Origin of the sequence: Polaribacter sp. 11A2H (assembly GCF_011379025.1) — a bacterium.
Classification (GTDB): domain Bacteria; phylum Bacteroidota; class Bacteroidia; order Flavobacteriales; family Flavobacteriaceae; genus Polaribacter.
The window spans coordinates 160,449-187,088 of the sequence record NZ_WTLD01000002.1; the positions used below are offsets into that span (position 1 = coordinate 160,449).

Sequence of the window (26,640 nt, forward strand, 5' to 3'; positions counted from 1 at the left end):
TTAAAAATAAGTGGTTTTACGTGTTTTTTGATGATCCCCTTGCTTTTTTAAAGTAAAATTTTTGAGAAAAGGCAGACTAATTTAAGTTACATCTCTTTGTTACGGAGTTAGAGTCAAGTCTTGGTTCTTGATTTTAAAAGTGAAGCGGTCTTATGTCTTTTATCGGACAATAATGTCTATAAATGAAAAAACACCAATTAAACGGTTTAAATTATGAAGATTAAATTAATTTTATGGGGTGCCTTTGTTTTTACAATTGCAATTTCTTGTGCACAAGAAAAAGAGAGTAAGAAAGTTTTGGTAAAACAGAAGCAACCAAATATCATTTATATTTTGGCAGATGATATGGGTATTGGAGATTTAGGATCTTATGGTCAAACAAAAATTCATACACCAAACCTAGACCTTTTAGCGACGCGAGGAATGAAATTTACCCAGCACTATAGTGGTTCTGCAGTTTGTGCACCTTCTCGTTCAACTTTAATGACAGGTCAACATACAGGACATACGCCTATTAGAGGAAATAGACAGTTGGTAGAAGACGAAGAAGGTCAAGTTCCCTTGCCAAAAAACTCGGTAACCATTGCAGAAATTTTAAAAGAAGCAGGGTATGTAACTGGTATGTTTGGTAAATGGGGATTAGGTTTTGGAGAAGGAGATCCAAACAATCAAGGTTTTGATGAGTTTTATGGTTATAATGATCAAAAGTTAGCGCATCGTTATTATCCTCCTTATTTAAATCACAATCAAAAAATAGATTCTTTAGAGGGGAATGATTGGACACATAAAGTTACGTATTCTCCAGATAAAATTAGAGACCACAGACTTCAGTTTTTAGAAGATAATAAAGACAAACCGTTTTTTGCATATATTCCTTTAGTACTGCCACATGTAGAACTTATTTCTCCAAACGATTCTATTTTTAAAATGTATGATGGTAAATTTAAAGAAACACCTTATACCGCAGACAATAAATATACTTCAGATTATGGTCCAAATATTGTTACTTATGAATATTCACCTTGTGATAAACCAAAAGCAACCTATGCTTCTATGGTAACAAGAATAGATGCCTATGTTGGTGAAATTATAGCAAAAATAGAAGAATTAGGGCTTACAAATAACACTATTATAATGTTTGCTAGTGATAATGGTCCATCTCCTGAAGGAGGAACGAATCCCGATTTTTTTGACAGTAATAGTAAGTTTAGAGGTTACAAAAGAGATTTATATGAAGGCGGAATTAGAGCACCATTTATAGCTGTTTGGCCAACTAAAATTGCTGCAGGAAGTGTAACAGACCACGTTTCTACTTTTTGGGATGTTTTACCTACAATTACAGAAATTACGAATACTAAAAACCCGAAAGAAATTGATGGTATTTCTTTTTTGCCAACGTTATTAAATAAAAAGAATCAAGAAGAACATGCGCATTTATATTGGGAGTTTAATATAAGAGGCGGTAGAAAAGCAATTAGAAAAGGAAATTGGAAAGGTGTTTGGAATAAGATGAATTTAAAAGGCGATAAAAAAGGTGCTTTTGAATTATATGATTTATCTAAAGATGTTTCTGAAACTACAAATATTGCAAGTTTACACCCAAAAATTGTTGTAGAGTTAAAAGGATTAATGTTAAGTTCAAGAACTACATCAGAATTTTTTCCTTTTAATTAAACCATTAGGTCTTCAAATAGTCTAAAAAATATGTTTTCAACCAAAATAAATTTTAAAATAGGAGCATTGTTAATGTTCCTATTTTGTTTTTCAATAAGTATTCAGAGTCAATCATCAGGTATAAAAGGTGTAATTACAGATGAAACAAATGTTCCTTTAGAAATGGTGTCTGTAGCATTATTAAGCCCTAAAGACAATACCTTTTTAAGTTATACAACCACAGATGAAAAAGGAATGTTTTTACTAAATGATATTCCGAAAGATACCATTGTTTTACAATTAGATTTATTGGGTTTTAAAACGTTTTCTAAAAAACTGATTTACAACAAAAAGTTAATCGATTTAAAAAACATTATTTTAAAAGAAGACATTGGTCAATTAGATGAAATTGTTATTACCGCGGTTGTGCCTATTCAAATTAAAAAAGATACGGTTAGTTTTAATGCAGATTCTTTTAAAGTTAATTTTGATGACAATATTGATGGTTTATTAAATAAGCTTCCAGGTATTGAAATGGAAGAAGGTAAGATAGTAGCACAAGGAACTACGGTTACTAAAATTTTTGTAGATGGAAAAGAATTTTTTGGAGGAGATCCATCCATCTTTTTAAAAAATATTTCTGCAGATGCAATTGCCAAAATTGAGGTAATCGACAAAAATAGTGATGAAGCAGAGTTAACAGGTATTAATGATGGTAATAAAGAAGTTGTTATTAATTTTACACTAAAAAAGTCGAAAAAAAATAGAGGTTTTGGTAAGGTTGCAGCGGGTTTAGGTTTAGATAATCGATACTTTAGCAATCTAAATTACAATCAATTTAATTCTAAATCGCAATTATCCGTCATTGGGAAGTTTAATAATATTAATGTTACGGGTTCTAATATTCAAGGATTTCTAGAAAATGCAGATGGTATTGCAGATGATTCTAGTGATGATTCTGAAGACGATTTTATAAATCCTCAAAAAAGTTTAAGTGGCTTTTTAAAAACGGTTGTTACAGGTATTAATTACGGAAAAGAACTTCGGAAAAAGGAATCTTTTAACGTAGATTATTTTTATAACCTTTCTGAAAATAATGGTGTTTCAGATACAAAAAGAGTGTTCTTTTCTAATACCAATAACTTTAACTATACTTCTAAAAACAAGTATTTGAATATTTCAGATAACCATAATTTGAATTTTAATTATGAGAACAAATCGAATAAAAAAAGTAGTTTACGTGTTAAAGGAAAGTTTTTTTCAGACAAAATAAATTCTGATTTAATTAGAGATGGTTTATTTTTTGACACAATGGATGAGTTGGTGACAACAAATACCAATACATCATCAAATTCAAATCTTAAAAAATATGGAAATCTAAATGTAGATTTTTACCGTAAATTACCAAAAAAGGGAAGAAGTTACAGCACAAGTTTTAAAGCTGTAATTAATAATTATACTAAAAATAATAATCAGAATACATTTATTGAAAGAAACCTTAATAAAACGAATCCGTCTACCACAAATTTTGAAATTTTAAGAGACGAAGATTTGAGTTCTGCAGATATTTTGGTGAAAGTAAAATATACAGAGCCTTTAGGAGGAAATCATTATTTTAATACAGAAGCATCTTCAGAAATTTTAACAGGAACAGAAAACACCAATCAGAATAGAAAAACAATAAAAACCACTACAGTAGAAGATGCCATAGAATATTATTACAAATATTCTGAAAATAGTTTTAAAACAAAATTTTCTCATAGCTATAATAAATCTGTTTTAAATATATCTACAGGTTTAGAGCTACAAACATTACATCGAAGCTTTGGAGAAGTTGATGAAATTCAATTTATCAGAGAAAAATTCTATCTAAACCCATCTTTATTTTTTCAATACAAACCCAAAAGAGGTCAGAAATTTAGATTTACATATCGAAAATATATAAAAGCACCGAGAGCAAATCAAGCAAATCCGTTTTATAATGATATAAATCCGTATGCAATTAATACAGGAAACCCAGATTTAAAAAACGAAAAAACGAACTCCATATCTGCCACAGCAAATGTGTATGATTTTAATTCGTCATTTAATTTTAATGGTAAAATTCAGTATTCAAATTCTACGGATGCAATTATTAGAAATGTAACTATAGATGATGAATATATTAGAACAATTAGTTATCAAAATAGTGGTGAAAAGATTCGTTTTAATGCCTTGTTAAACATTACTAAAAAAATAAATAGTTTAGGAGTAAGTTTGAGTCTTAAAAATAAATTTTCTAATAATGCTGCAAATTCAATTGTGAATTATGAATTAAATAATGTGGTTTCTAAAGATTATTTAACAAGTTTAATCCTTCAAAATAATAGTAAAAGAAAAGTAGATTTAAAAGCAGGTGCAACGTACGTTGTTAATAATACTAGTTTTTCTATAGAGAATAATTTAGATAGAAAATTTACCACCCAAAAATATTTTGGTATGGTAGATTTCGATTTTTCTAAAAGATTAAACGTAAACACACAATTCGATTATTTGGTGTATACAGATAATAAGTTTTTAATACAACAAGAAATACCTATTTGGAATGCTGCAATATCATACGCTTTAACACCTAAAAACAATATTATTAAATTGGTTTTAATAGATCTTTTAGATAAAAATATAGATGTTTATAGAAGAAGTACTTTAAATTATTTTGAAGAAACCAATTTGCAAAGCCTAGGACGTTACGTGGTGTTAAGTTATACTTTTAAGATAAATAGTGGTAAAAAGAAGATAAATAAGAGTCTAAAAACCTAGTTTAGAGTACTTAATTTACGCTAAAATACATTTTCTGCATCTGCAAAAACAAATGTGTTTCTTTTTTTGTTCAATTTTACATAGAAATCATAAAGTAATATTTAACACGAAAAGAATATTTATGAAGTTATTAAAATATGTAACCGTTTTGCTGGGATGCTTATGTGTATTTACAAGTTGTAATAATTTAGAAAAAAAAGAGGATACGGTAAATTCTAAAGAAAGCTATAAAGGAAAAAAACCGAATATTATTTTTCTTTTAACAGATGATTTGGGCTATGGAGAATTAGGTTCTTTCGGACAAAAAGAAATTAGAACTCCTTTTTTAGATTCTTTGGCTTCTGTAGGAAAACGATTTACAGATTTTTATGCAGGTACTTCTGTTTGTTCACCTTCTAGAGCTGTTTTAATGACTGGTTTGCATACTGGTCATGTTAATATTCGAGGAAATAAAGGAGATATTAATGGAAAGTGGGATAGAATTGCTTTAAAGAAATCAGAAAAAACAATCGGAGAAATGTTGCAAAATACAGGGTATCAAACAGCAATGATTGGTAAGTGGCATTTAGGTGTGCCAGAAGATACTTCTACCTGGGCAAAAGGACGTGGTTTTGATTATGCGGTGCAAGAGCAATGGGGAAAAGATGTTAATGGAAGAGAGATTGATGAACGTGTACATTGGGTAAACAATAATCAAGATTCTATTTTTTACAATTATAATAAACACAAATGTTTAGATGAGTTTAGAACAAATTTTGCATTAGATTATTTAGATAAAAAATCGAATGAGAAACCTTTTTTCTTATACATGTCTTATAGAACACCGCATGCACATGAGTTGTTTTTAAGTGAAACAGATTTGTATGCCGATAGAATAGAAGAATGGCCAGAAATAGAAAGAAGACATGCTGCAAGAATTACCATGTTAGATGCACAAATTAAAAGATTGTTTTATAAATTAAAAGCAAGTGGTGAATTAGAAAATACCTTAATTGTTTTTTCTAGTGATAATGGTCCAACGGGTGAAAATCATCATGATTATAAATTTTTTAATAGTTCTGGAGATTTAAAAGGATATAAAAGAGATGTATATGAAGGTGGGGTAAGAGTGCCAATGTTTGCTTATTGGAAAAATAAAATTGCAGAGGGAACAACAACAAATCATCCAGCAACTTTTTATGATATCATACCAACATTTGCAGAAGTTGCAGAAACAACATCACCTAACAAAACAGACGGAATTTCTATTTTACCAGAATTATTAGACCAAGGAAGTCAACAAAAACATGATTTTCTGTATTTCGAAATTCAGGAAGGAAGAAGTGTAAAAGGATTTAAACAAGCTACTCGTTTTGGAAATTGGAAAGCAGTAAGAATGGGCGATAATTACCACACAGAATTATATGATTTATCTGTAGATTTATATGAAAAGAATGATGTTTCTAAACAACACCCAAAATTGGTGGAAAAAGCAAATGAAATTCTAAAAACAGAAAGTGTGAAAAATCCACATTTCCCATATTCTGGAGGAGTATTTAAATAACGTAAAAATGTGTAAACGTGTAATTGTTTAACCGAGTCTAGTCAATTACACAGTTAAACTTTTAAACAATTACACAAATAATAAAATATATGAAATCAATTAAATTAATCACACTAACTACTTGTATTATTCTTACAATATCAGCCTGTAAAAAGAATACAGAAAAAGTTGCTCAAGTTGAAGTGAAAAAAGAGCGTCCAAATATTATTTGGATCATGGCAGAAGACATGAGTACAGATTTAGAAACGTACGGAATGCCAAATGTAAAAACACCTCATTTAAACAAAATGGCAAACCAAGGAATTCGTTTTGATAATGCTTTTGTAACCAACCCAATTTGCTCACCAAGTAGGTCAGCAATGATGATTGGTACACATCAAGTAAAAACAAATTCGCACAATCACAGAAGTAACAGAGATGTGCCTTTAGATAGTCAATTTAAGCCATTTACAAAATTATTAAGAGATGCAGGATACACTACTATTTTAGGTAATCATGCTGTAATGAAAAAAGGTAGAAAAATTGATGTAAACTTTAAACACGATCCAATTGGTAATTGGGATGGTAAAACAGAATTTGGTTTGTTTGATAAGTATGATACTTTCGAAAAAGAAGACCAACCTTTTTTTGCGCAAATTCAGTTGGTAGTTACACACAGAGGAGATTGGTGGGATGAAGTAAGAGAAAAATCGGAACATCCAGTAGATCCAAAAACCTTGACATTGCCACCTTATATGGCAGATGATGCTGCAATTCGTTTAGATTGGGCTAAATATTTAGACCAAATCGAGTACATGGATAATGAAGTGGGAATGATTTTTAAAGAATTGGAAGATAAGGGAATGGCAGACAATACTGTTGTTATTTTTATAGGTGATAATGGTCGTTGTAATATTAGAGGAAAAGGATATTTACAAGATCCAGGATTAAGAATTCCTTTTATTATCTATTATCCAAAACAATTTAAAGGAGGAGAAGTAAGAAAAGATGTGGTTTCTGCAACAGATATAACTGCTTCAATTGTAGATTTTGCAGGAATCGATGTTCCAAACTACATGACAGGGAAACCAATTTTCAATAATAATTTTGATAGAAAATATGTATATGGAGCAAGAGATTTATGGGATGAAATTGAAGAAAAATCAAGAGCTGTAACTTCTGGAGATTGGTCTTATATTAGAAATGACAAACCAGAAGTTCCTTATGATGCAGAACAAGCGTATTTAGAGTTTTATAGACCTGCAGTACATATTATGAGAAAATTGTACAAAGAAGGAAAATTGAATGAAAACCAAAAATCATTTTTTGAGTCTACAAAACCAAACGAAGAATTGTACAATTTAAAAGAAGACCCATTTCAACTACATAATTTAGCTACAAACGAAAAATATAAAGACGTATTAGAAGAATTAAGAGCAGAAACGGTTCAGTTTGATAAAGAAATGACGCCGGTAAGTGACACTTACAATCCGGTTGATGTTCCTGGACAACCTTTTGTAAAATGGTTTCGAAAAGAACACCCAAAAGCGTATCAAGATATGCAAAATGGAGTAGAAGTTGGTTATAAAAAGTATAGCCAGTTGTATAAAAAATCATTAAAAAAATAAGACAAAGAAGTATACTTTCTTACTGAAAAACCTTCGCGAACTTTGCGTTTAAATTAAAACAAAACCTATGAAGATCAATTTTATAAACACATTAAAATATTCATTTTTACTGATCATTGCCATCAGTTTAACTTCTTGTAAAGAAGAAGCTAATTATGAAGCAAAAGTTAATTTTAATAAAGGTTGGCAGTTTACCAAATTAGCTAAAACCACAGATTCAGATGCTTCTTTTAGTCAACCAAATTTCGATGCAACTTCTTGGGAGTCGGTAAGCTTACCACACACCACAAACATAGAACCACAAGTTGTAAATGACCAATGGCAAGGAATTGCATGGTACAGAAAAAGTTTTAATGTTCCTGTAAATCCATCTAAAAAGAAAGTGTTTTTAGAATTGGAAGCAGCTATGAATTTTTCTAAAATTTGGATAAACGGAACTTTAGTTTCAGAACATCATGGAGGTTATTTACCTGTAAAAGTAGATATTACAAACTATGTAGAAAAAGGAGATGCTAACATAATTGCTGTAAGATTAGACAATACAGACAACGATATTACAGGACCAAAACCATTAAAAAGGTTAGATTTTAATATGTATGGTGGTTTGTATAGAAATGCTTGGTTGCATTTTTCTGACAAAGTATATATTTCAGATCCTGTTTTGGCGAATAAAGTTGCTGGGGGTGGAATTTTTATTACCTATCCGAAAGTTTCTAAAGCTGTTTCTGAAGTTGCTGTAAAAACGCATGTGATCAACGAAGAAAAAGAAGAAAAAGAAGTTAAAATTGTTCAAAGTATTTTTTATGATGGAAGTTTGGTAAAAGAACAATCATCAACCAAAAAAATAGCAGCAGTAAGTGATATAGAAATCAAAGAATTATTCACTTTAAATGATGCAAAATTATGGTCGCCTAAAGATCCTAATTTATATCAGTTAGAAACGAAGATTTTTATTGATGAGAATGAAATTGATGCAGAAGTAACAAATTTCGGAATTAGAGTTTTTACTTTTGATAAAGAAAATCAACTAGAAATTAATGGCGTAAAAACATTTTTAAGAGGTGTAAATCGCCATCAAGATTACCCTTTTATTGGGTATGCTTTGTCTGATAATGCACAGTATAGAGATGCTAAAAAGATTAAAGATGGTGGTTTCGATTATATCAGATTATCACATTACCCGCAATCTCCAGCTTTTTTAGATGCTTGTGACGAATTGGGTATAGTAGTGGTAGATGCTATTATGGGATGGCAATATTATAATGATACCGATGCTTTTAGAGAATATTGCTACAGATCTGCATCAGAATTAATTAGAAGAGATAGAAACAGACCTTCTGTTTTAGCTTGGGAAGTTTCTTTAAATGAAACTAAAGAAATGACAGTTCCTTTTATGACAGAATTAAATAGAATTACGCATGCAGAATATCCTGGAGAGAATGTGTATTCTTGTGGATGGATGGATGATGTATATGACATATATTTTCAAGCACGCCAACATAGAATTTTACATCCACATCCTTTAAAAGAGGGACAACCATATTCTGTTTCTGAGTATGGAGATTGGGAATATCATTCTAAAAATGCAGGTTTAAATCAAGATAATTTACCAAACTCTATGAGAGCGGAACTAAGCAGCCGTCAATCTAGAGCCAATGGAGAGGAAAGATTGTTAAACATGGCTTTCAATTTACAAGAATCGCATAATGATAATTTACACACGGTAGCATTTTCAGATAGTTATTGGGTAATGTATGATTATAACAGAGGATATCATCCAGATATTGAGTATTCTGGTGTGATGGATCTTTTTAGATTGCCAAAATTTGGATATTATTTTTATCAGAGTCAACAAGATACAGATGCTGCACATATTTTAAAGTTAGCTACTTTTTGGAATGAAAAATCGCCTTTAGATGTAAGAGTTTTTGCTAATGCAGATGAGGTTCAATTGTTTTTGAATGATAAATTAATTGCGACTCAAAAACCAGATCAAAATAAAAATACAGATAAATTAAATCATCCACCATTTACATTTAAAGTACCTTCTTATGAAGCAGGAACTTTAAAAGCGGTAGGTTTTATCAACGGAAAAAAAGTATCTGAAGATAGTATTACAACTGCTAAAAAACCAACTAAATTAAAAATTTGGATTGATGAAAGCGGAAAGCAACCACAAGCAGGAGTTAACGATGTGGTGTTTTGCTATATTGCTGCCGTTGATGAAAACGGAACAATTAATACTGCATATTCAGAAGAGATAAACGTTACTTTAACAGGTGATTTAGAAATTATGAATCCGGATGTTATTAAAGCAGAAGCAGGTATTGCAACTGCATTAATAAGAGTAGGGAATTCTTTAAACGGAACTGTTTCTGCGGAAGCAAAAGATTTAAAATCTAACAATTATAGCTTTTAAGAAAAGTAATTTTTAAGTCAATTTACAAAAAACGGAAAAGGTGTTCTTTATAATTTAAAGAATGCCTTTTTTGTTTTATTTTTTTTATTCATCACTTAAAGGTTAACTAAACTTTAATTAACGGATAAATTATAATCATAAGTGGGTAATTTTAAATAAAGGGTGTACGTTAATTTTATTTTTCTTTGTAAGATTAAGTTTTAAAGCTTAATTTTTAAAAAAGAATAAAATGATCATAAAAAGAATATTATTTCTTAGTATCCCTCTTTTACTGCTAGCTTGTGGTAATCAAAAGAATGTTACAAAAGATGGCTATGTTAAACAGAAGGCTAAAGTTTTTCCTTTATCAGATCCAACAAATACAGGTAATTGGGTTTTAAATACGGATGCTTCTGATGAATTTGAAGATGATACAATAGACGAGGATAAATGGTATATAGTTGGGAAGTTTAAAGACGGAAAACCTTTTTACAAACATCCAGATTTGCCAAACAAAAAAGTTTGGAAAGGACGTGCTCCATCTCAATTTTCAGGAAGAAATTACCGTTTAGAAGATGGCAAACTAATTTTAGAAACGCGTTGGGAACCAGATTTTCCTTTTTCTGATGATGTGCAAAAACCTTGGGGTAAAAAAGAAGGTGAAGTTGCTAAATTCGAAAACTTAACAACAGCTTGTTTTATTGGTCGTAAATTCTTTAAATATGGCTATATGGAAATAAAAAGTAAAGCTGCAGACGCAGAAATTACAAGTGCTTTTTGGGCGATAGGAAATAAAACTGAATTAGATATTTTTGAACAATTTGGAGATCATAGACAACCTGTTAAAGAAGCAAATGGTAAAGACAGAGAGCTTTGGTGGTCTATACACGATTGGTCTAAAGAAGGGAAAGGTAAAAGTGTGTATACAGAGCATTTAGATTATGGTTTTAGAGTAGCAGATGATTTTCATATATATGGAATTGAATGGAATGAAAACGGACTAAAATTATATGTAGATGGAATATACAAAACCGGTGCAACAAAAGAACAAGTAGATGCGTATGCTAAAGAAAAAGGCTATCCTAACGGTTGGGTTATGGACGGAGCAATTTCTATTTGGTTAGATCAAGAAACGTTTCCTTGGCACGGAGTTCCAGATAGTAAAGAAGACTTAGAATTAAATAGTCCAGAGGGAGAAAAAGAGGACGGAGTTGTAGACTTCGAAATTGAGTATGTAAGAATTTGGCAAAAAAAATAATAAAAAATAGCAGTAATTAACCATTAACCTTAAAATTAAATATCATGAAAAAAATCATTTTAACATTATTATTAGTAGTATCATTTTCTGCTATCTATGGACAAAATAAATTTCAAGAAAGACAAAATAAATACTTTGTAGAAGCTGCTGCTAAAGAATATAATTTAAACGAAGCACAACAAAAAGAGCTTACAGAATTAAGAACTGCTATGGTTATAGCTTATGGAGAGTCTCAAAAAGAGGCAAAAGCAGGTACAATTACCAAAGAAGAAAAGAAAGCTAAAAACGGTGAAGCAAGTAAAACATTTAACAATGGTGTTATTAAGTTAACAGGAAAAAATTACAAAGAATTGGCTCCGTTTTTTAAGAGAATGAGAGAAGAATTAAAAGAGGTTAAATAACTTTTTTTAGAACAAAAAAGAAGGTTGCTTTCTAATTAATGATAGAAGGTAACCTTTTCTTAGTTTACAGCATCAATTTTATTATTAATAATACCATCAAATGAAAAAAATAGTAACTATTATTTCTGCCTTTTTTTTATTAGCTACAATTAGTTGTACTTCTACTAAAGATAAGAGCAATTCTAAAACAGTAGCAAAAGCAACTTCAACCATTGAAACTCCTGCAAGACCAAATATTTTATTTATTTTATGTGATGATTTGGGATATTCAGATGTCGGTTTTAACGGGTCTAAAGACATACCAACACCCAATTTAGATGCTTTGGCAAATAACGGAACTATTTTTACTTCTGCTTATGTAGCACATCCTTTTTGTGGACCAAGTAGAGCAGCATTAATGACGGGTAGATATCCACATGAAATTGGAGCTCAATTTAACCTACCTCCAAATAGTGGAGAAACCATTAAGAAAGGAATCTCTTTAGAAGAAACTTTTATTAGTAAAGTGTTAGATGAAGCAGGTTATAATACTGGTGCAATTGGTAAATGGCATTTAGGTTCTAATCCAGAATTTCATCCAAATGTAAGAGGTTTTGATGATTTCTTTGGTTTTTTAGGAGGAGGACATAATTATTTTCCAGAACAATATAGAAAAGCGTATGCACAACAAGAAGCTAATGGAAATAAATTAATTTGGGATTATTTGCATCCGTTAGAACACAATGGTAAACAAATAAAAGAAACAGAATATTTAACAGATGCTTTCTCTAGAGAAGCAGTTCGTTTTATTACAGATGCAGGTAAAACCGAAGATCCTTTTTTCTTATATCTTGCATATAATGCACCACATACCCCTTTAGAAGCAAAAGAAGAAGATCTTAAATTATTTACTCATATAAAAGATAAAAAAAGAAGAACCTACGCTGCTATGGTATATGCTGTAGATCGTGGAGTTAAAAGAATTTTACAATCATTAAAAGATTCTAATCAGTTAGAAAATACCTTAATTATCTTTTTAAGTGATAACGGAGGAAAAACGACTTCTGGAGCAACAAACTTTCCTTTAAAAGAAGGAAAAGGAAGTGCGTATGAAGGCGGTTATAGAGTACCCATGTTTTTCAATTGGCCAAATGTTGTACCAGCAGGTAAAACGTTTAATGCACCCATTTCTGCTTTAGATTTTTATCCAACTTTAGCAAAATTAGCAGGAGCAGAAATTCCTACAGGAAAAAAACTAGATGGTAAAAATATTTGGGATAACTTTTTAATGAATAAAGATTCTTATAAAGACGATAATATTTTTGTGATGCGTCACAGAAATGGTTTTAGTGATGTTGGTGTTCGAAAAAATGATTGGAAAGCTGTAAAAGCATACAAACAAAAATGGAAATTGTTCAATATTACAAATGATATTGAAGAGAAAAATGATGTTAAAAATCAACATCCAGAAATCTTACAAGATTTAGTAAAAGACGCAGAAGATTGGAGTAAATTACATATTCAACCATTTTGGTGGCATGATGTAAAAACGGGTATAGAATGGAAAAAAGATAATATGCCAAAGTTTAATGAAACTTTTAAATTAGATTAAAGGTTTATTCTGTTTTTTTATCAATGTTTATTGAAGTAGTGAGTTAAAAATAGGAATTCAATTTCAAAAAATATTTTATTATATTTGTTAGCAATGAAACTCGTATTAAAAAAATCTGATACCCCTGTAAATAAAAAACTAGACATTCATACAAGAGATGTTCCTTGTTTAGATGCTGCGTGGCATTATCATAAAGAATTCGAATTACTGTATATTTCTAAAAGTAACGGAATTCGTTTTGTGGGTGATAGTGTTGCTCCTTTTTTTGCTGGAGATTTAGTTTTGGTGGGGTCTTATCTACCACATTTATGGAGGAATGATCCTTCTTATTACGAAGAAGAAAGTACTAAAGAAGTAAAGACTATTGTAACTAAATTTACAGACGATTTTTTAGGGAATGAGATTCTTCAAATGCCAGATTTTTACAACGTAAAAAAAATATTAGAAGAGTGTAAGTTTGGTTTGTCTTTTGGAGAAAATGTGAGTAAGTTTTTACATAACGATATTATGTCACTTCCAAGATTGTCATCAACAGAAAAACACATTAAAGTTTTAAGTATTTTACATAAATTATCTTTGGTTGATAAAAAAGATAAAACAGTTTTATCATCCTCAGACATGAGGCAGACAACAACCACCGAAAGTTCTGAGCGTATAGATACGGTTTTAAAATTTATATCAGATAACTATGCTTCTAGTATTAGTTTAGACGATATTTCTAATGTTGCTTGCATGACAACAAATTCATTTTGTAGGTTTTTTAAAAAAATGACGAATAAATCATTTACCCAGTTTTTAAATGAAATTCGTATTAGAAATGCTTCTAGAATCTTAGTGCAAGAAAATTTACCAGTTTCAGAAATCTGTTATATTGTTGGTTTTAATTCAATTACTAATTTTAATAAACAATTTAAACAGATAATGGGTTCTACTCCAAAGAAGTTTAGAGAAGATATCTAGTCTCTTATTTCTTTTTTATTTAAGTACAATAACAGTTTTCCTTTATTTTATAAAGAGTATATTTTTTATCAATCACAAAATGGTAGCTTATGATAATAAGCTACCATTTGTGGTTAATATTAGCTTAATTCTATGCTAATTTATCATGTAGTTTTGGAGTTAAACTAAAATATACATGTATTTAACAAAACTGCATTTTCCGACAACTTTTAAATATAGTGTTGCTTTCATGATGATATCATTATGGGGTTTTACTATAAATGGACAAACATTGCCATTCTCTGATCCTCAAAATACAGGAGATTGGATTTTAAACACTGATATTTCAGACGAATTTGAAGCAGCTACTATAAATGAAGATCAATGGTTAATTCAGGGTAGAAATGGAAAATATCAATCTAATTTTATAGGTAGAGTTCCTGCTCAGTTTTCTACAGATAATGCAATTTTAGAAGATGGAAAGTTGAAAATTCTTACAAAATGGGAGCCAGATTATCCATTTACAAAAGATAATAGTGGCAATCAATTAGGTGTGTATAATGGAGTGTCTAAACCAATAACTACTGCTGCGGTAATTAGTAAAAAACAATTTCAATATGGATATATGGAAATTAAATCTAAAGCAGCAAATGCAGAAATAACAAGTGCTTTTTGGACCACAGGTCCAGGACCAGGAAAACCAGGTGGAGCAGCGGAATTAGACATGTTCGAAATGTTTGGAGGTCATAAAACCAATGATGCTTGGAAAAAAAGGTTAAAGCTTAATATTATCAGTTGGGATCCAAGCAATGAAATTTTTAAAGAACAAAAAGAACTTGGTAAAATAGGTACAACGCATACTAGAAATATACAAGCAGCAAATAATACTGCAGACGATTTTCATGTATATGGTTTTGAGTGGACTGCAGAATATATAAAAGTTTATATTGATGGTGTTTTACATCCAGATGGTACAATTTTAAAATCTGTTTTAACAAAAAACGGAGCAGAACCAGATAGATGGGTAACAGATGTTCCTTCTTGGATTTGGTTTGATTCTGAAACTTTTCCTTGGTTAGGTTTACCAGATGCTTCAGATTTGCAGACTCCAGCAGAATATCAAATAGAATATATTAGAGTTTGGCAAAAACAAACAGGTAAAATATCTATAATTGGCACTACTGATGCTATTGAAGGAACTACTGATGGAAGTTTTAAAGTGGCGTTACCGAATGGAGAGATTGCTACAGAAGATATTAATGTTACCTATTTAGTGGATGGAAGTGCAACGGAAGGAACAGATTATACTTCAATACCAAGAACAGTTACTATTGCTAGCGGAACCAATTCATCTGAAATAATTATTGATGCTGTTGAAGACGGAATTGAAGAAGATTTAGAAACAGTTACCATTACTTTACAATCTTCTAGTTCTAAAACAGTAGATACAACTGTAACGAGTATTTCTATATCAGATTTTGTTGCATCTACAACGTTAACGGCAGGAGACATTGCAATATTAGGTTGGAAATCTGTAAGCGGAAAGCTTGCGTTTATGCTTTTAAAAGATATTAGTGCAACAACAAAATTATCAATTTCTAATAGGTCTTGGAGCAATGCTTCTAATGGATTTATAGGAGATTTTACGGTTGATGATATTTGGACCTGGACTGCAGGAAGTGAGTATAAAACTGGAGATATTTTGATGTTAGATTCAGACGGACAAATTAAACAAGTTGTTGGTAATACTGAAGTTGTCGTAGGTACAACTGCTCATGATTATACAGGAAAAGTAGATCAAACAAGTGATGGCGATTTTGATATTTCGGTAAACGGAGAAGGAATCTTGATTTTTCAGGCAGATCCTTTTGCATTACCAACAAACGGAAATTCGACAGCGTGGATAACGGGTATAAATACTTCCCAAGGTTGGGGAGTTGGTGGAGGGAATTCCTATAGCGAATTACCAACTGCCTTAACAAACGGTATAAATGCAAATAGTGTTGGAGAGAAACACGATTTTGGAGTCTATAAAGGTGCTTTATCTGGTATACCTGCGCAATTAAGAGCAAGTATTAATGATGCAAGTAGTTGGATTTTCTCTGAAGATACAACCTACAATTTGTGGTCATTTAACAAAACGGTTAGCAATACTGCAGGAGATATTGGTGTTGCTGGTACTTTGCTTGTATCAACGCAATCTACAGATCAATTTACTATTTTTCCTAATCCTGTAAATGATGAACTTTCTATCAATTTTAGAGAAATACAGCAGCAATTAGAAATAGAGATTTTTGCGGCCTTAGGGAAATCAGTAAAAAAAGTAAAGGAAAGTAATGTTCTTAACTCTAAGTTAAGTGTTTCTAACCTATCATCAGGAATCTACTTTTTATCAATTACATCAGAAAATACGAAGCAAACTAAAAAAATCATTATTAAATAGAAACTGAAACTATGAAAAACAATTACTTTAAATATTATATATTCTTTTTTACAGTCCTAATTTCGGGGAGTAATTATGCCCAAACGCAAGGCACAAAGCCAAACATCATTGTAATTTTAGCGGATGATTTAGGCTATGGAGATGTCGGTTTTAACAGAGATGGAAGTTTTCCCGAAGATAGAGGTGTAATTCCAACTCCTAATATAGATGCTTTGGCAAATAACGGAGTTGTCTTAAAAAATGCGCATGTTGCTCATCCTTTTTGCGGACCAAGTAGGGTTGCCATCTTAACAGGTATGATGCCGCACAGAATTGGTGCACAATATAATTTACCTAATGATATTACATCCACTTTAGGTGTGCCAACTAATGAAACTTATTTTTCTACAGTACTTAAAACTGCGAATTATAATACAGCTGCTTTTGGTAAATGGCATTTAGGGTTTAAAGATGGAGCATATCAACCTTTAGATAGAGGCTTTGATTATTTCTTTGGTTTTTTAGGAGGTGGAAAAAATTACTTCGAAAGTGTTTATGAAGATGGTTTTTATAACAGATTAGGAGGTAGCAATCCTGTTACAAACGAATATCAAGATCCTATTTGGAGAGATAGAGGTTATGTTGCAGAAAGTGAATTCAGTGATGCTGAAAATGAAGACTACTTAACAGATTTGCTTACAGATGAAGCAATTCAGTATCAAAATAGTGTAAGTGGTTCTACAGAACCGTATTTTATGTATTTATCTTACAATGCACCACACACTCCTTTACAAGCTCCGGCAGCAGAAGAAGCTCAGTTTAAATTAGACAATCCTAATTTTGAAAGCTTAATTAGAAATAGTCCATACATTACAGAATCTACACCTGTAAACAAGGAATCTGATCCTGTTAAGAAAGCAGAATTGATAGAAAAGTTTGTGCAAGCTCGTATTACGTATGCTACAATGGTAACCAATATGGATACTAATATAGGGAAACTTGTTACAGAACTTAAAAAAGACATGACTAAATTTAACAATACGGTTATTATATTTTTAAGTGATAATGGTGGTTATACACACAGTAAAGGTGCTGTAAACTGGCCATTAGATGCAGGAAAAGGAAGTGTAAAAGAAGGAGGTCATAAAGTACCAATGTTTGTGCATTGGCCAGATAAAATTACAGGTAGTGCTACGTATAATCATCAAATTAGCTCTTTAGATTTGTATCCAACGTTAGTTGGTTTAGCAGGAGCAACTGTACCCACAGAAAAAACAATTGATGGGGTAGATTTTATGGATAAATTAATTGCAGGACAAGATGCAAGACCAGATGATGGTATATTGTTGATGAGACCACAAAATGGGTTCCATAATGGCGGAATTGCTTATGACAAATGGAAAATTGTAAAAACAGCAAATGGTGGTCAGTGGAATTTATTTGACATTTCTACAGATCCGGGAGAAGAAACAAACGTTAGAAATAGCGTGCCAAATGGAGATGAAATTGTGCAAACTATTTTAGACAATGCAATTGCAAAAGTGGTTGATTTTAAAGATGTAAAACCAGCTTGGTATGATAATGATAATGAAGACGTAGATGGAGATGGAGTAGGAGACGGTCATGTACATAGTTTTCTTTGGGAAGACGGAACTTTACCTGGTTATGACAGACTTTTTGAAACTCCATTATTAAAACTAGAAGGAGAATTGAGTGAAATTACAATAGCTAAAACTACAGATGCTATAGAAGGAGGAGTAAATGGTGTTTTTACAATTAGTTTACCAGAAGGGGTAAATGCTACCGAAAATATAGACATTACGTATACTGTAAGTGGCGTTGCAACTGACGGTACAGACTACACATCATTATCTGGAACAACTACTATTTCTAATGGAACAAATTCTGCACAAATAATTATTGCTGCTGCAGAAGATGGAATAGAAGAAATAAGTGAAACGGTTATTATTACATTAACATCAACAACTTTTGGTAGTATAAAGAATGCAACTTCAGAAATTAATATTTTTGATGTAATAGAATCTACTGTTTTAACTGCTGGAGATATTGCAATTGTAGGTTGGAAATCTGGTAAGGGTAAACTAGCATTTATGCTATTAAAAGACATTAGCGCAACCACCAAGCTATCAATTTCTAATAGAACTTGGAGTAATACTGCCAATGAATTTACAGGAGATTATAGTGTAGATGATATTTGGACTTGGGCTGCAGGTGCTGCTTTTAGTACTGGTGATATTTTTATTTTAGATGATGATGGCCTGGTTAAACATGTAGTAAATAATGCAGAAGAGGTTGTAGGTTCAACTACTCATGATTATACAAGGAAAGTTGCGGAAGCAAGTGACGGAGATTTCGATTTTTCTGTAAATGGAGAAGGTATCTTAATTTTTCAAGCAGATCCTTTTGCGCTTCCAGCGGATGCAAATTCAGCTGTATGGATAACAGGAATAAATACTGCTCTAGGATGGGGTAAAGGAGGAGGAAACTCTGCTTGTGAATTACCAACTGCTTTAACCAATGGAATAAATGCTAATACTGTAGGAGAAAAACATGATTTCGGAGTTTATACAGGTGCTTTATCGGGTACGTCATCGCAATTAAGAGCAAGTATTAATAATGTTAGTAATTGGTCATTTTCTGAAGATACAGCATACAACTTGTGGAGTTTTGATAAAACATCTAGCAATACTTTAGGTAATATTGGTAAGGCAGGTACTTTAAGTACGACAGACCAACTTTTAAAAAAATTAAGCATTTTTCCAAATCCTTCTGGCGATTTTTTTAATGTAAATTATAGTGGGAATTTAAGTGAATTAGAAGTCGAGATTTTTACAGCGTCTGGTAAGTCGGTTAAAAAAGTAAAAGAAACCAATGCAAATAACCCAAGAATAGATGTTTCTAATTTATCGTCCGGAATCTATATTATAAAAATTAAATCCGACGAAAACCTTCTCATTAAAAAGATTATTAAATTATAATTAAGAGATTTTTTTTTTCAACTAACGACTCGCAATATTTATTGCGAGTTTTTTTTGTAAATAAACCTTGCATCAACTTGTAGTTGTAAAAAAAAAACAAGTTTTACGTGGTTAATTTAACATATAATTAAGGTAAATTAGTGTTAATGAGAGGTAAGATTCATAAAAATAAGGTGGTTTATTTTTTGGAAATTTGAATAATGAATTGATTTTTTATCAAATTCATAATTTATAATAATTCAAAAAACCAAATAATTATGAGAAAAAAACTATTTTTTGATAATAGTTCGTACGTATCCTTTATAAAACAATTTAGGGTAATCGGACTATTATCAATTTGTTTAATCACATTTCCAGTGTTTGCAAATGCAAGCTCATTAGAGGTAGATGATAACAATATTAATGAAGCTAGCTTTCAGCAAAATATTACTGGAACAGTTTCAGACGAAAGCGGACCAATCCCTGGGGTTAGTGTTCAGGTAAAAGGAAGTACTACAGGTACTGTAACAGATTTTGATGGTAACTACTCTTTAGCAGCAAAAGATACAAATGCTATTTTAATATTTTCTTACATAGGTTATAAAACACAAGAAGTACCTGCAAATGGTAAGGCTACTTTAGATATAACTTTAGTTGCAGATGTGGCAAATTTAGATGAAGTAGTTATTGTTGGTTATACCTCTAAAAAACGAGGGGAATTAACCGGTTCTGTAAGTACTTTAAAAGCTGCAGATATAGAAAACACTTCTAATAGAGAGATTGCTAAATCTCTTTCTGGTAAAGTAACAGGTGTAATTATTTCTGATAGAGGTGGTTATCCTGGTTCAGATGGAGATGTTTCGCTGTTAATTAGAGGTCAATCTACACTTAATAATAATGCGCCTTTAATCTTAATAGATGGTGTGCAAACAGGTATCGGTACATTTAATCAATTAGCACCACAAGATATTGCTAATTTAAGTGTGTTAAAAGATGGAGCCGCAGCAATCTATGGTAATAGAGCAGCAAACGGTGTTATTATTGTAACTACTAAAAGAGGAACATCTGGTAAACCAAAAGTAAAGTTATCTACTTCTTATAGTGTTTCTTCATTTTCTGCATTTCCAGACTTAATGTCTTCAGAACAATATGCAATTTATGAAAATGAAATTGCAGAAAGAAAAGGATTAGCACTACCTAATTCACAAGCAGATATAGATAAATATGCAGCAGGAAATGATCTGCTAAATTACCCAAATACAAACTGGGCAGATTTAACATTTGCAAAAACAGCTCCAGAAACTAGAAATTCTATTTCTATTTCAGGTGGAAGTGAAAATGTAAAATATTTTGTAAGTGGAGATTTAATGAGTAGAGAAGGGATGTTTGCTTCTGGAGATTTAGATTTTAATCAGAGTCAATTGCGTTCTAATTTAGATATTAAATTAACAGACGATATAAAGTTAAGTGTAGATCTATCTGGTCGTTTTTCAGAAAACAAACAACCAGGTGTAAATGCAGGTTTTATTTACAAGCACATATATGCAAACTTACCTACAGAAGTAGGTGTTTATCCAAACGGTTTACCTGCTTGGGGAGGAGAAAATGGTGCAAATCCATTAGTAATGTCTAGCAATCAGTCTGGCTTTACAAAACAAAATAATAACGATTTAAGAGGTCGTTTTGCTATCGATTGGAAATTAGATAAAATAACAAAAGGCTTAAGCTTTAATAGTTATGTAGGGGTTAGAAAAATGAATTACGATCAGAAGTCATTTTATACTCCATGGACAATCTATAAACTAGACCAAACTAGTGGAGACTATAACCCAGAAACAGGTTTTTCTCAAGACGGGCAACAAAATATTTTAAGAGATACTTTTTGGAAGTTTGATGAAACATTAATCAATGCTACGCTTAGATACAATACAACAATTAATGATGTACATTCTATAAATGGTTTTATTGGTTACGAACAACAAACTTCAGAAACAAATAGTTTTTTTGCTCAGAGTGGTAATTTACCATCAAAAGATCTACCTTATTTATTTGCAGGAGATCCAAGTTCTCAACTTACAAACGGAACAGCAAGTGAAACTGCTTCTTTAAGTTATTTAGGTTCTTTATCTTACGATTATGATAAAAAATACTTTTTAGATTTAACGTTACGTAGAGATGGTTCTAGTAGATTCAGTTCAGACAATAGGTTTGGTACTTTTTATAGTGTTGGAGGTTCTTGGGCTATAGGTAAAGAAAGCTTTTTAGAAAACGTTTCTTGGTTAAACGCACTTAATTTAAGAAGTAGTTATGCGGTAATGGGAAATGATAGAATAGCTGGGTTCCAGTATTTATCTCAATATTCTTATGGAGGTGATTTTAGTAACAATAATACCAATGTAAGACCAAATTATTATGCTTTTGGAGAAAATGGAGTAGTAGAAAATGGGTATAGAACCGGTGTTGCACCAAATCCTAATGTAACTTGGGAAACTGCTATTATGAAAAACTTTGCAGTAACATTTCAAATGTTTGACAGCAGATTATCTGGAGAAGTAAATTATTTTTATCAAAACAGAAAAGATATTTTAGTAGACAATGGTGGTGAAGTTCCAGAATTTACAGGAGTACAATTACCAGATGAAAATTTAGGACAAGTAGATAGTTATGGTGTAGAGGTTACTTTAGGTTGGGCAGATAAAATAGGAGAAGTAGGTTATAACCTAGGTTTTAATTTAACGCAAGCTAAAAACAAAGTTATTTATTTACCACAACCAGTAAACACTCCAGCTGCTTTAAGACAAGAAGGGATGCCAATTGGTTCTTATGTCGTAGCGCCAACAGCAGGAATTTTTAGAGATCAGGCACAAGTAGATGCAACTGCTGTTAAAAAAGCAGGAACGGTAGAAGGTGAACCAATTTATTTAGATACCAATGAAGATGGTAAAATAGATGATGGAGATTTTATTAGAATAAGTAGTTCTAACGTACCAGAAATACAATACGGTATTACGGGTGGGGTAAATTATAAAGATTTTAGTTTAAGTTTTTTATTACAAGGACAGGCAAAAGCAAAAGCATTGGTGTTTTTCGACCAAGACGGAGGTAAACCTAGTCATGTTTTTAATGACAGATGGACGCCAGACAATAGAGATGCAAGATACCCAAGAGCTTTTGGTTTAAATGATGAATACAGTAGTATTCAAAACGGACAACCAGATAATTTTATTGGTGCAGATTTGTGGTTACATGATGCTTCTTTCTTAAGATTAAAAGAAGTGGAATTAGCATATACAATAACAAAAGAAAAAGCAAAGTTTGCAGACATTAGAGTCTTTGCAAGAGGTTTTAACCTGTTAACAATGTTTTCAGATATTGAAAAGTTAGGTTTAGATCCAGAAGCTGCTGGGTATAATAACTTTAGAGGATCTACATATCCTTCTTTAACGATGTACACAGTTGGTTTAAATTTTACTTTTTAATATAAAAATAGAAATAATGAAAAAAATAAAATTAATATACTTATTTGCAGCAATCGGGTTTTTCTCAATGACGAGTTGTGAAGATGTTTTAGATACAGATTCTTTAGGTTCATACCCTAATGATTTAATTTTTAGTGATCCGGCACAGTTAGAAAAGGTAGTGTATTCTGCTTATAATAGTACTGAAAGTTGGGGTTTAAATAAATCTATTTGGTGGGCGAGAAGGTTTAATGTTGAAGTGGGGTCTTTTGAAGCTAAATTTAATTTTAATGATTTAGATAGACTTAGAATTAGAGGAAATGGATGGACTGCTCTAAATCCGGGAGATTTTAATAATAAATGGAGAGACTATTTTTTGTTTATCAATGAAATTAATCAATTTTTAGACAATGTAGATGAAAGTGAAGCAATGAAAATAGATGCAGATCAGGTAAATATTTTAAAAGCTGAAATGCAATTTTTAAGAGCGAATCTTTATGCGAAGATGATTAAGATGTTTGGTAGCTTACCTATTTTTGATACGGCTTTTGGCTTAGGTTCAGAATTTAATCTGCCAAGAAATTCTTATGAGGAATGTGTTGCTTTTATTGTTAAGGAATTAGATGAAGCAGCAGCTGTTTTACCTGTAACAAGACCGGCGTCAGAATTTGGTAGAGCTACAAAATTAGCAGCATTAGCAGTAAAGTCTCGTACTTTATTATTTGCAGCTAGTAAGTTACACGATCCTGCTACATTGCCTAACGGTCCGTTTTACGACTATGCAAAAGTAACAAAATGGCAGGATGCAGCCAATGCAGCCAAAGCTGTAATTGACTTAGTTGGTGGTAGAGATTTAATTGCGACTCCAGATGCAGAAGCGTATCAAAAATTGTTTTTATCTGCAAACCAAGACATTCTTTTTGCTAGACCTTACGGAGAAACTTTATATGATTTTGGTTTAGATGTAAACTCATTACCAGATCAAACACAATCGCCAAGTGGTTATGGAGGATGGGGTTTATCGTCTCCAACACACAATTTTGCTTTAGAGTTTAATATGGCAGATGGTTCTACTACAAGTGGTGTTTCTTTTGATGCTGCAGATCCAAATGCAAATAGAGAAATGAGATATTATGCAGACTTAAATTATCAAGGAGCTACGTTTAGAGGTAGAACTGTAGATTATTCATTGTCAGATTCTATAGGGGTTGCACCTAATAGAGTACCGGCCTTTCCTCATGGATTGGATTCTTCAGAAGGATTAGGGAATGTCCGTCATTCTTCAAAAACGGGATACAATATTAGAAAATTTCAAGATGAGAGTCTTGTGACAACAACAGATGTATCTGCAGGTCGTCCTTATATATTATACCGTTTGGCAGAGGTGTACTTAAATTATGCAGAAGCACAAGCAGAATTAAACAATGATTCAGAAGCGAAAATTTACTTAAACAAAGTTTCTACACGAGCATTACAGCCTGAAATTACAGTAACTGGAGATGCACTAAAGGAAGCTATCAAAAGAGAAAGACGTATAGAACTAGCTTTTGAAGGTCATAATTTTTGGGATGAAAGAAGATGGATGAATCCTGATAATTTAGGTTTCGATATTAAAGGATTAAAATGGAAAAAGGAGGTTAGTGGAGTTTTAACGCATACAGAATATAGTGTTGTTACTAGACCTTGGTTTGATAAGCAATATTATTTACCAATTCCTAATCAAGAAATACAAAAAGCACCTGCATTGCTTCAAAATGACGGGTATTAAAACTTATTTTAGTGTAAGCTAGAATAATTTGAATTTGATTTGAGAAAATGCTGAAGATAACTCTTCAGCATTTTTATTATAAACAATTTTTTTATAAATATAAACCCGTAAGGTAAAATAGGGTTAAGAGTTGGTAAATTTAATTAACAGCTTCTTTCTAAATTATACTTACTTTGTTTGCTAGCAATATTACTGTTTATAGTATCTTACTATTCAGGGAATAATTAACTAAACGAATTAACTAATATGAGCAATTTTAAAAAAAATGCCTTTTTATATTCTACAATTGTAGCCTTAGGAGGTTTTGTATTTGGACTTGATGCGGCCCTAATATCAGGAGCCTTTAAATTTATCACAGCAGAGTTTAATTTAAATGAATGGCAAGTAGGGTCTTTAGGTTTTGGACCTGGAATTGGAGTTTTAATTGCATTGCCATTAGCAGCTTGGTCTAGTAATAAATACGGACGAAAAGCGACCTTAAAAGTTATTGCAGCAATGTATTTAATATCTGCTTTAGGTTCTGCATTTGCACCTACTTTTATTACGTTGTTTTTAGCTCGTTTATTAGGTGGTTTGGCATTTAGCTCAATTACTTTAGCAGCAATGTATATTGGCGAAATTGCTCCAGCAGAAGGAAGAGGTAAGCTCGTTTCTATGACACAGATTAACATAGTTGTAGGTTTAACAGCTGCTTATTTTATTAACTATTGGTTACTGCAAGCAACTACTTCAGATGCAGAATGGGTTACAACTTTAGGACTTAAAGAATATACTTGGAGATGGATGTTAGGAATAGAGATTTTACCAGCTTTAATATGGTTTGGATTATTGTATATGGTTCCAAGAAGTCCTGCGTGGTTAATTTACCAAGGTAAAGAAGATGAAGCGAAACGTACTTTGTCTAAGGTAATTCCTGAAATTGAAATAGACGCTCACATTACAGAAATGAAAGTAAGTGTGGCAGAAAGTAATCAAGATAGATCTGTTGGATCTCAAATGAAGGAGATTTTTAGTAAGAAAATGACCATTGTTACCATTGTTGCTTTTACAATGGCAATTGTGCAACAATCTACAGGTATTAATGCTGTTTTAACGTATGCGCCAACAGTAATGGAGCAATTAGGTTTAGGAGAACAAGCAGCTTTTCAACAAGCAATTTGGATTGGATTGGTAAGTATTGTTTTTACTGTTTTGTCATTGGTTTTAATTGATAAATTAGGAAGACGTCCAATGATGATTTGGGGCTTAGTTTGGGTAATTTTAAGTTTAGGTATTTGTGCGTACGGTTTTGGTTCGGCAAAATATGAGGTTACAAACAAAGCTATTTCAGAAATGGCTCATATTCCAAATATTAATAAGTTATCATCTCTAGTTGGAGAAACATATCCTACAGATATCGCGTTTAAAGAAGCCGTAAAAAGTGTAATGGGAGACGTTTCTGCAAGAGATAATTCTAGTGAGTTTTTACAGAAATCAGCAGTGTTAAATGCTACTTTAATTTTATTAGGTATTTTAAGTTTTATTGCAGCTTTCCATTTTTCAGTTGGTCCAATTATGTGGGTGTTACTTTCAGAGATTTTTCCAATATCTGTAAGAGGAATTGCAATTCCATTTTTTGCACTTTTATCTAGTACAATTAGTGCCTTAACACAATTTTTATTTCCATGGCAACTAGCCAATATGGGAGCAAGTACCATTTTTATGTTTTACGGAGCAATCGTTTTTGTGGGGTTATTAGTATTGTATAAATTCTTACCAGAAACAAAAGGGTTAACGATTGAAGAAATTCAAGCGAAGCTTCAAAGGAAATAATAAAAAAGTAGGT

Annotated in this window: 14 protein-coding genes; all 14 read left to right on the forward strand. The window is 31.6% G+C overall.

What is annotated here, in order from left to right; translation table 11 throughout:
• Nucleotides 1–213 precede the first annotated feature (213 nt).
• Entirely contained in the window at nucleotides 214–1,674 is a 1,461-nt protein-coding gene (locus GQS58_RS03155) for an arylsulfatase (protein ID WP_166382750.1), read from the forward strand.
• A gap of 30 nt (nucleotides 1,675–1,704) precedes the next feature.
• Entirely contained in the window at nucleotides 1,705–4,452 is a 2,748-nt protein-coding gene (locus GQS58_RS03160) for an outer membrane beta-barrel protein (protein WP_166382752.1), read from the forward strand.
• A gap of 121 nt (nucleotides 4,453–4,573) precedes the next feature.
• Nucleotides 4,574–5,995: a sulfatase-like hydrolase/transferase gene (locus GQS58_RS03165; protein ID WP_166382754.1), complete on the forward strand. Its 1,422-nt coding sequence runs from the start codon at nucleotides 4,574–4,576 to the stop codon at nucleotides 5,993–5,995.
• Between the two features lie 89 nt (nucleotides 5,996–6,084).
• A complete protein-coding gene (locus GQS58_RS03170) occupies nucleotides 6,085–7,602 on the forward strand; it encodes a sulfatase (protein WP_166382756.1) in 1,518 nt (505 codons plus the stop codon).
• A gap of 67 nt (nucleotides 7,603–7,669) precedes the next feature.
• On the forward strand, nucleotides 7,670–10,021 hold the full coding sequence (locus GQS58_RS03175; protein ID WP_166382758.1) for a glycoside hydrolase family 2 TIM barrel-domain containing protein: 2,352 nt from the start codon (nucleotides 7,670–7,672) through the stop codon (nucleotides 10,019–10,021).
• 229 nt (nucleotides 10,022–10,250) lie between these two features.
• Nucleotides 10,251–11,258, forward strand: coding sequence for a family 16 glycosylhydrolase (locus GQS58_RS03180; protein ID WP_166382760.1), 1,008 nt, complete (start codon nucleotides 10,251–10,253; stop codon nucleotides 11,256–11,258).
• Nucleotides 11,259–11,302: 44 nt separating this feature from the next.
• Nucleotides 11,303–11,659: a hypothetical protein gene (locus GQS58_RS03185; protein ID WP_166382762.1), complete on the forward strand. Its 357-nt coding sequence runs from the start codon at nucleotides 11,303–11,305 to the stop codon at nucleotides 11,657–11,659.
• A 100-nt stretch (nucleotides 11,660–11,759) separates the two neighbouring features.
• Nucleotides 11,760–13,250 (forward strand): sulfatase-like hydrolase/transferase, encoded by a 1,491-nt coding sequence (locus GQS58_RS03190; protein WP_166382764.1) that lies wholly within the window; start codon nucleotides 11,760–11,762, stop codon nucleotides 13,248–13,250.
• Between the two features lie 93 nt (nucleotides 13,251–13,343).
• The gene (locus tag GQS58_RS03195) at nucleotides 13,344–14,210 is read left to right on the forward strand and encodes an AraC family transcriptional regulator (RefSeq protein ID WP_166382766.1); all 867 of its coding nucleotides are present in this window, start codon (nucleotides 13,344–13,346) and stop codon (nucleotides 14,208–14,210) included.
• Nucleotides 14,211–14,439: 229 nt separating this feature from the next.
• A complete protein-coding gene (locus GQS58_RS03200) occupies nucleotides 14,440–16,632 on the forward strand; it encodes a T9SS type A sorting domain-containing protein (protein ID WP_166382768.1) in 2,193 nt (730 codons plus the stop codon).
• Nucleotides 16,633–16,643: 11 nt separating this feature from the next.
• A complete protein-coding gene (locus tag GQS58_RS03205) occupies nucleotides 16,644–19,610 on the forward strand; it encodes a sulfatase-like hydrolase/transferase (protein ID WP_166382770.1) in 2,967 nt (988 codons plus the stop codon).
• A 257-nt stretch (nucleotides 19,611–19,867) separates the two neighbouring features.
• Nucleotides 19,868–23,068: a SusC/RagA family TonB-linked outer membrane protein gene (locus tag GQS58_RS03210; protein ID WP_166382772.1), complete on the forward strand. Its 3,201-nt coding sequence runs from the start codon at nucleotides 19,868–19,870 to the stop codon at nucleotides 23,066–23,068.
• Nucleotides 23,069–23,084: 16 nt separating this feature from the next.
• A complete protein-coding gene (locus GQS58_RS03215) occupies nucleotides 23,085–24,815 on the forward strand; it encodes a RagB/SusD family nutrient uptake outer membrane protein (RefSeq protein ID WP_166382774.1) in 1,731 nt (576 codons plus the stop codon).
• A gap of 246 nt (nucleotides 24,816–25,061) precedes the next feature.
• Nucleotides 25,062–26,627 carry an MFS transporter gene (locus GQS58_RS03220; protein ID WP_166382776.1) on the forward strand — a complete coding sequence of 522 codons (1,566 nt, stop codon included), beginning with the start codon at nucleotides 25,062–25,064 and terminating at the stop codon, nucleotides 26,625–26,627.
• Nucleotides 26,628–26,640: the final 13 nt, after the last annotated feature.

What these genes read in the sequence shown, in the direction of transcription:
- GQS58_RS03160 (WP_166382752.1), top strand. Translation starts at nt 1,705, where the DNA reads ATGTTTTCAACCAAAATAAATTTTAAAATAGGAGCATTGTTAATGTTC.
- GQS58_RS03185 (WP_166382762.1), top strand. Translation starts at nt 11,303, where the DNA reads ATGAAAAAAATCATTTTAACATTATTATTAGTAGTATCATTTTCTGCT.
- GQS58_RS03165 (WP_166382754.1), top strand. Translation starts at nt 4,574, where the DNA reads ATGAAGTTATTAAAATATGTAACCGTTTTGCTGGGATGCTTATGTGTA.
- GQS58_RS03175 (WP_166382758.1), top strand. Translation starts at nt 7,670, where the DNA reads ATGAAGATCAATTTTATAAACACATTAAAATATTCATTTTTACTGATC.
- GQS58_RS03210 (WP_166382772.1), top strand. Translation starts at nt 19,868, where the DNA reads ATGAGAAAAAAACTATTTTTTGATAATAGTTCGTACGTATCCTTTATA.
- GQS58_RS03220 (WP_166382776.1), top strand. Translation starts at nt 25,062, where the DNA reads ATGAGCAATTTTAAAAAAAATGCCTTTTTATATTCTACAATTGTAGCC.
- GQS58_RS03205 (WP_166382770.1), top strand. Translation starts at nt 16,644, where the DNA reads ATGAAAAACAATTACTTTAAATATTATATATTCTTTTTTACAGTCCTA.
- GQS58_RS03200 (WP_166382768.1), top strand. Translation starts at nt 14,440, where the DNA reads ATGATGATATCATTATGGGGTTTTACTATAAATGGACAAACATTGCCA.
- GQS58_RS03190 (WP_166382764.1), top strand. Translation starts at nt 11,760, where the DNA reads ATGAAAAAAATAGTAACTATTATTTCTGCCTTTTTTTTATTAGCTACA.
- GQS58_RS03155 (WP_166382750.1), top strand. Translation starts at nt 214, where the DNA reads ATGAAGATTAAATTAATTTTATGGGGTGCCTTTGTTTTTACAATTGCA.
- GQS58_RS03170 (WP_166382756.1), top strand. Translation starts at nt 6,085, where the DNA reads ATGAAATCAATTAAATTAATCACACTAACTACTTGTATTATTCTTACA.
- GQS58_RS03180 (WP_166382760.1), top strand. Translation starts at nt 10,251, where the DNA reads ATGATCATAAAAAGAATATTATTTCTTAGTATCCCTCTTTTACTGCTA.
- GQS58_RS03195 (WP_166382766.1), top strand. Translation starts at nt 13,344, where the DNA reads ATGAAACTCGTATTAAAAAAATCTGATACCCCTGTAAATAAAAAACTA.
- GQS58_RS03215 (WP_166382774.1), top strand. Translation starts at nt 23,085, where the DNA reads ATGAAAAAAATAAAATTAATATACTTATTTGCAGCAATCGGGTTTTTC.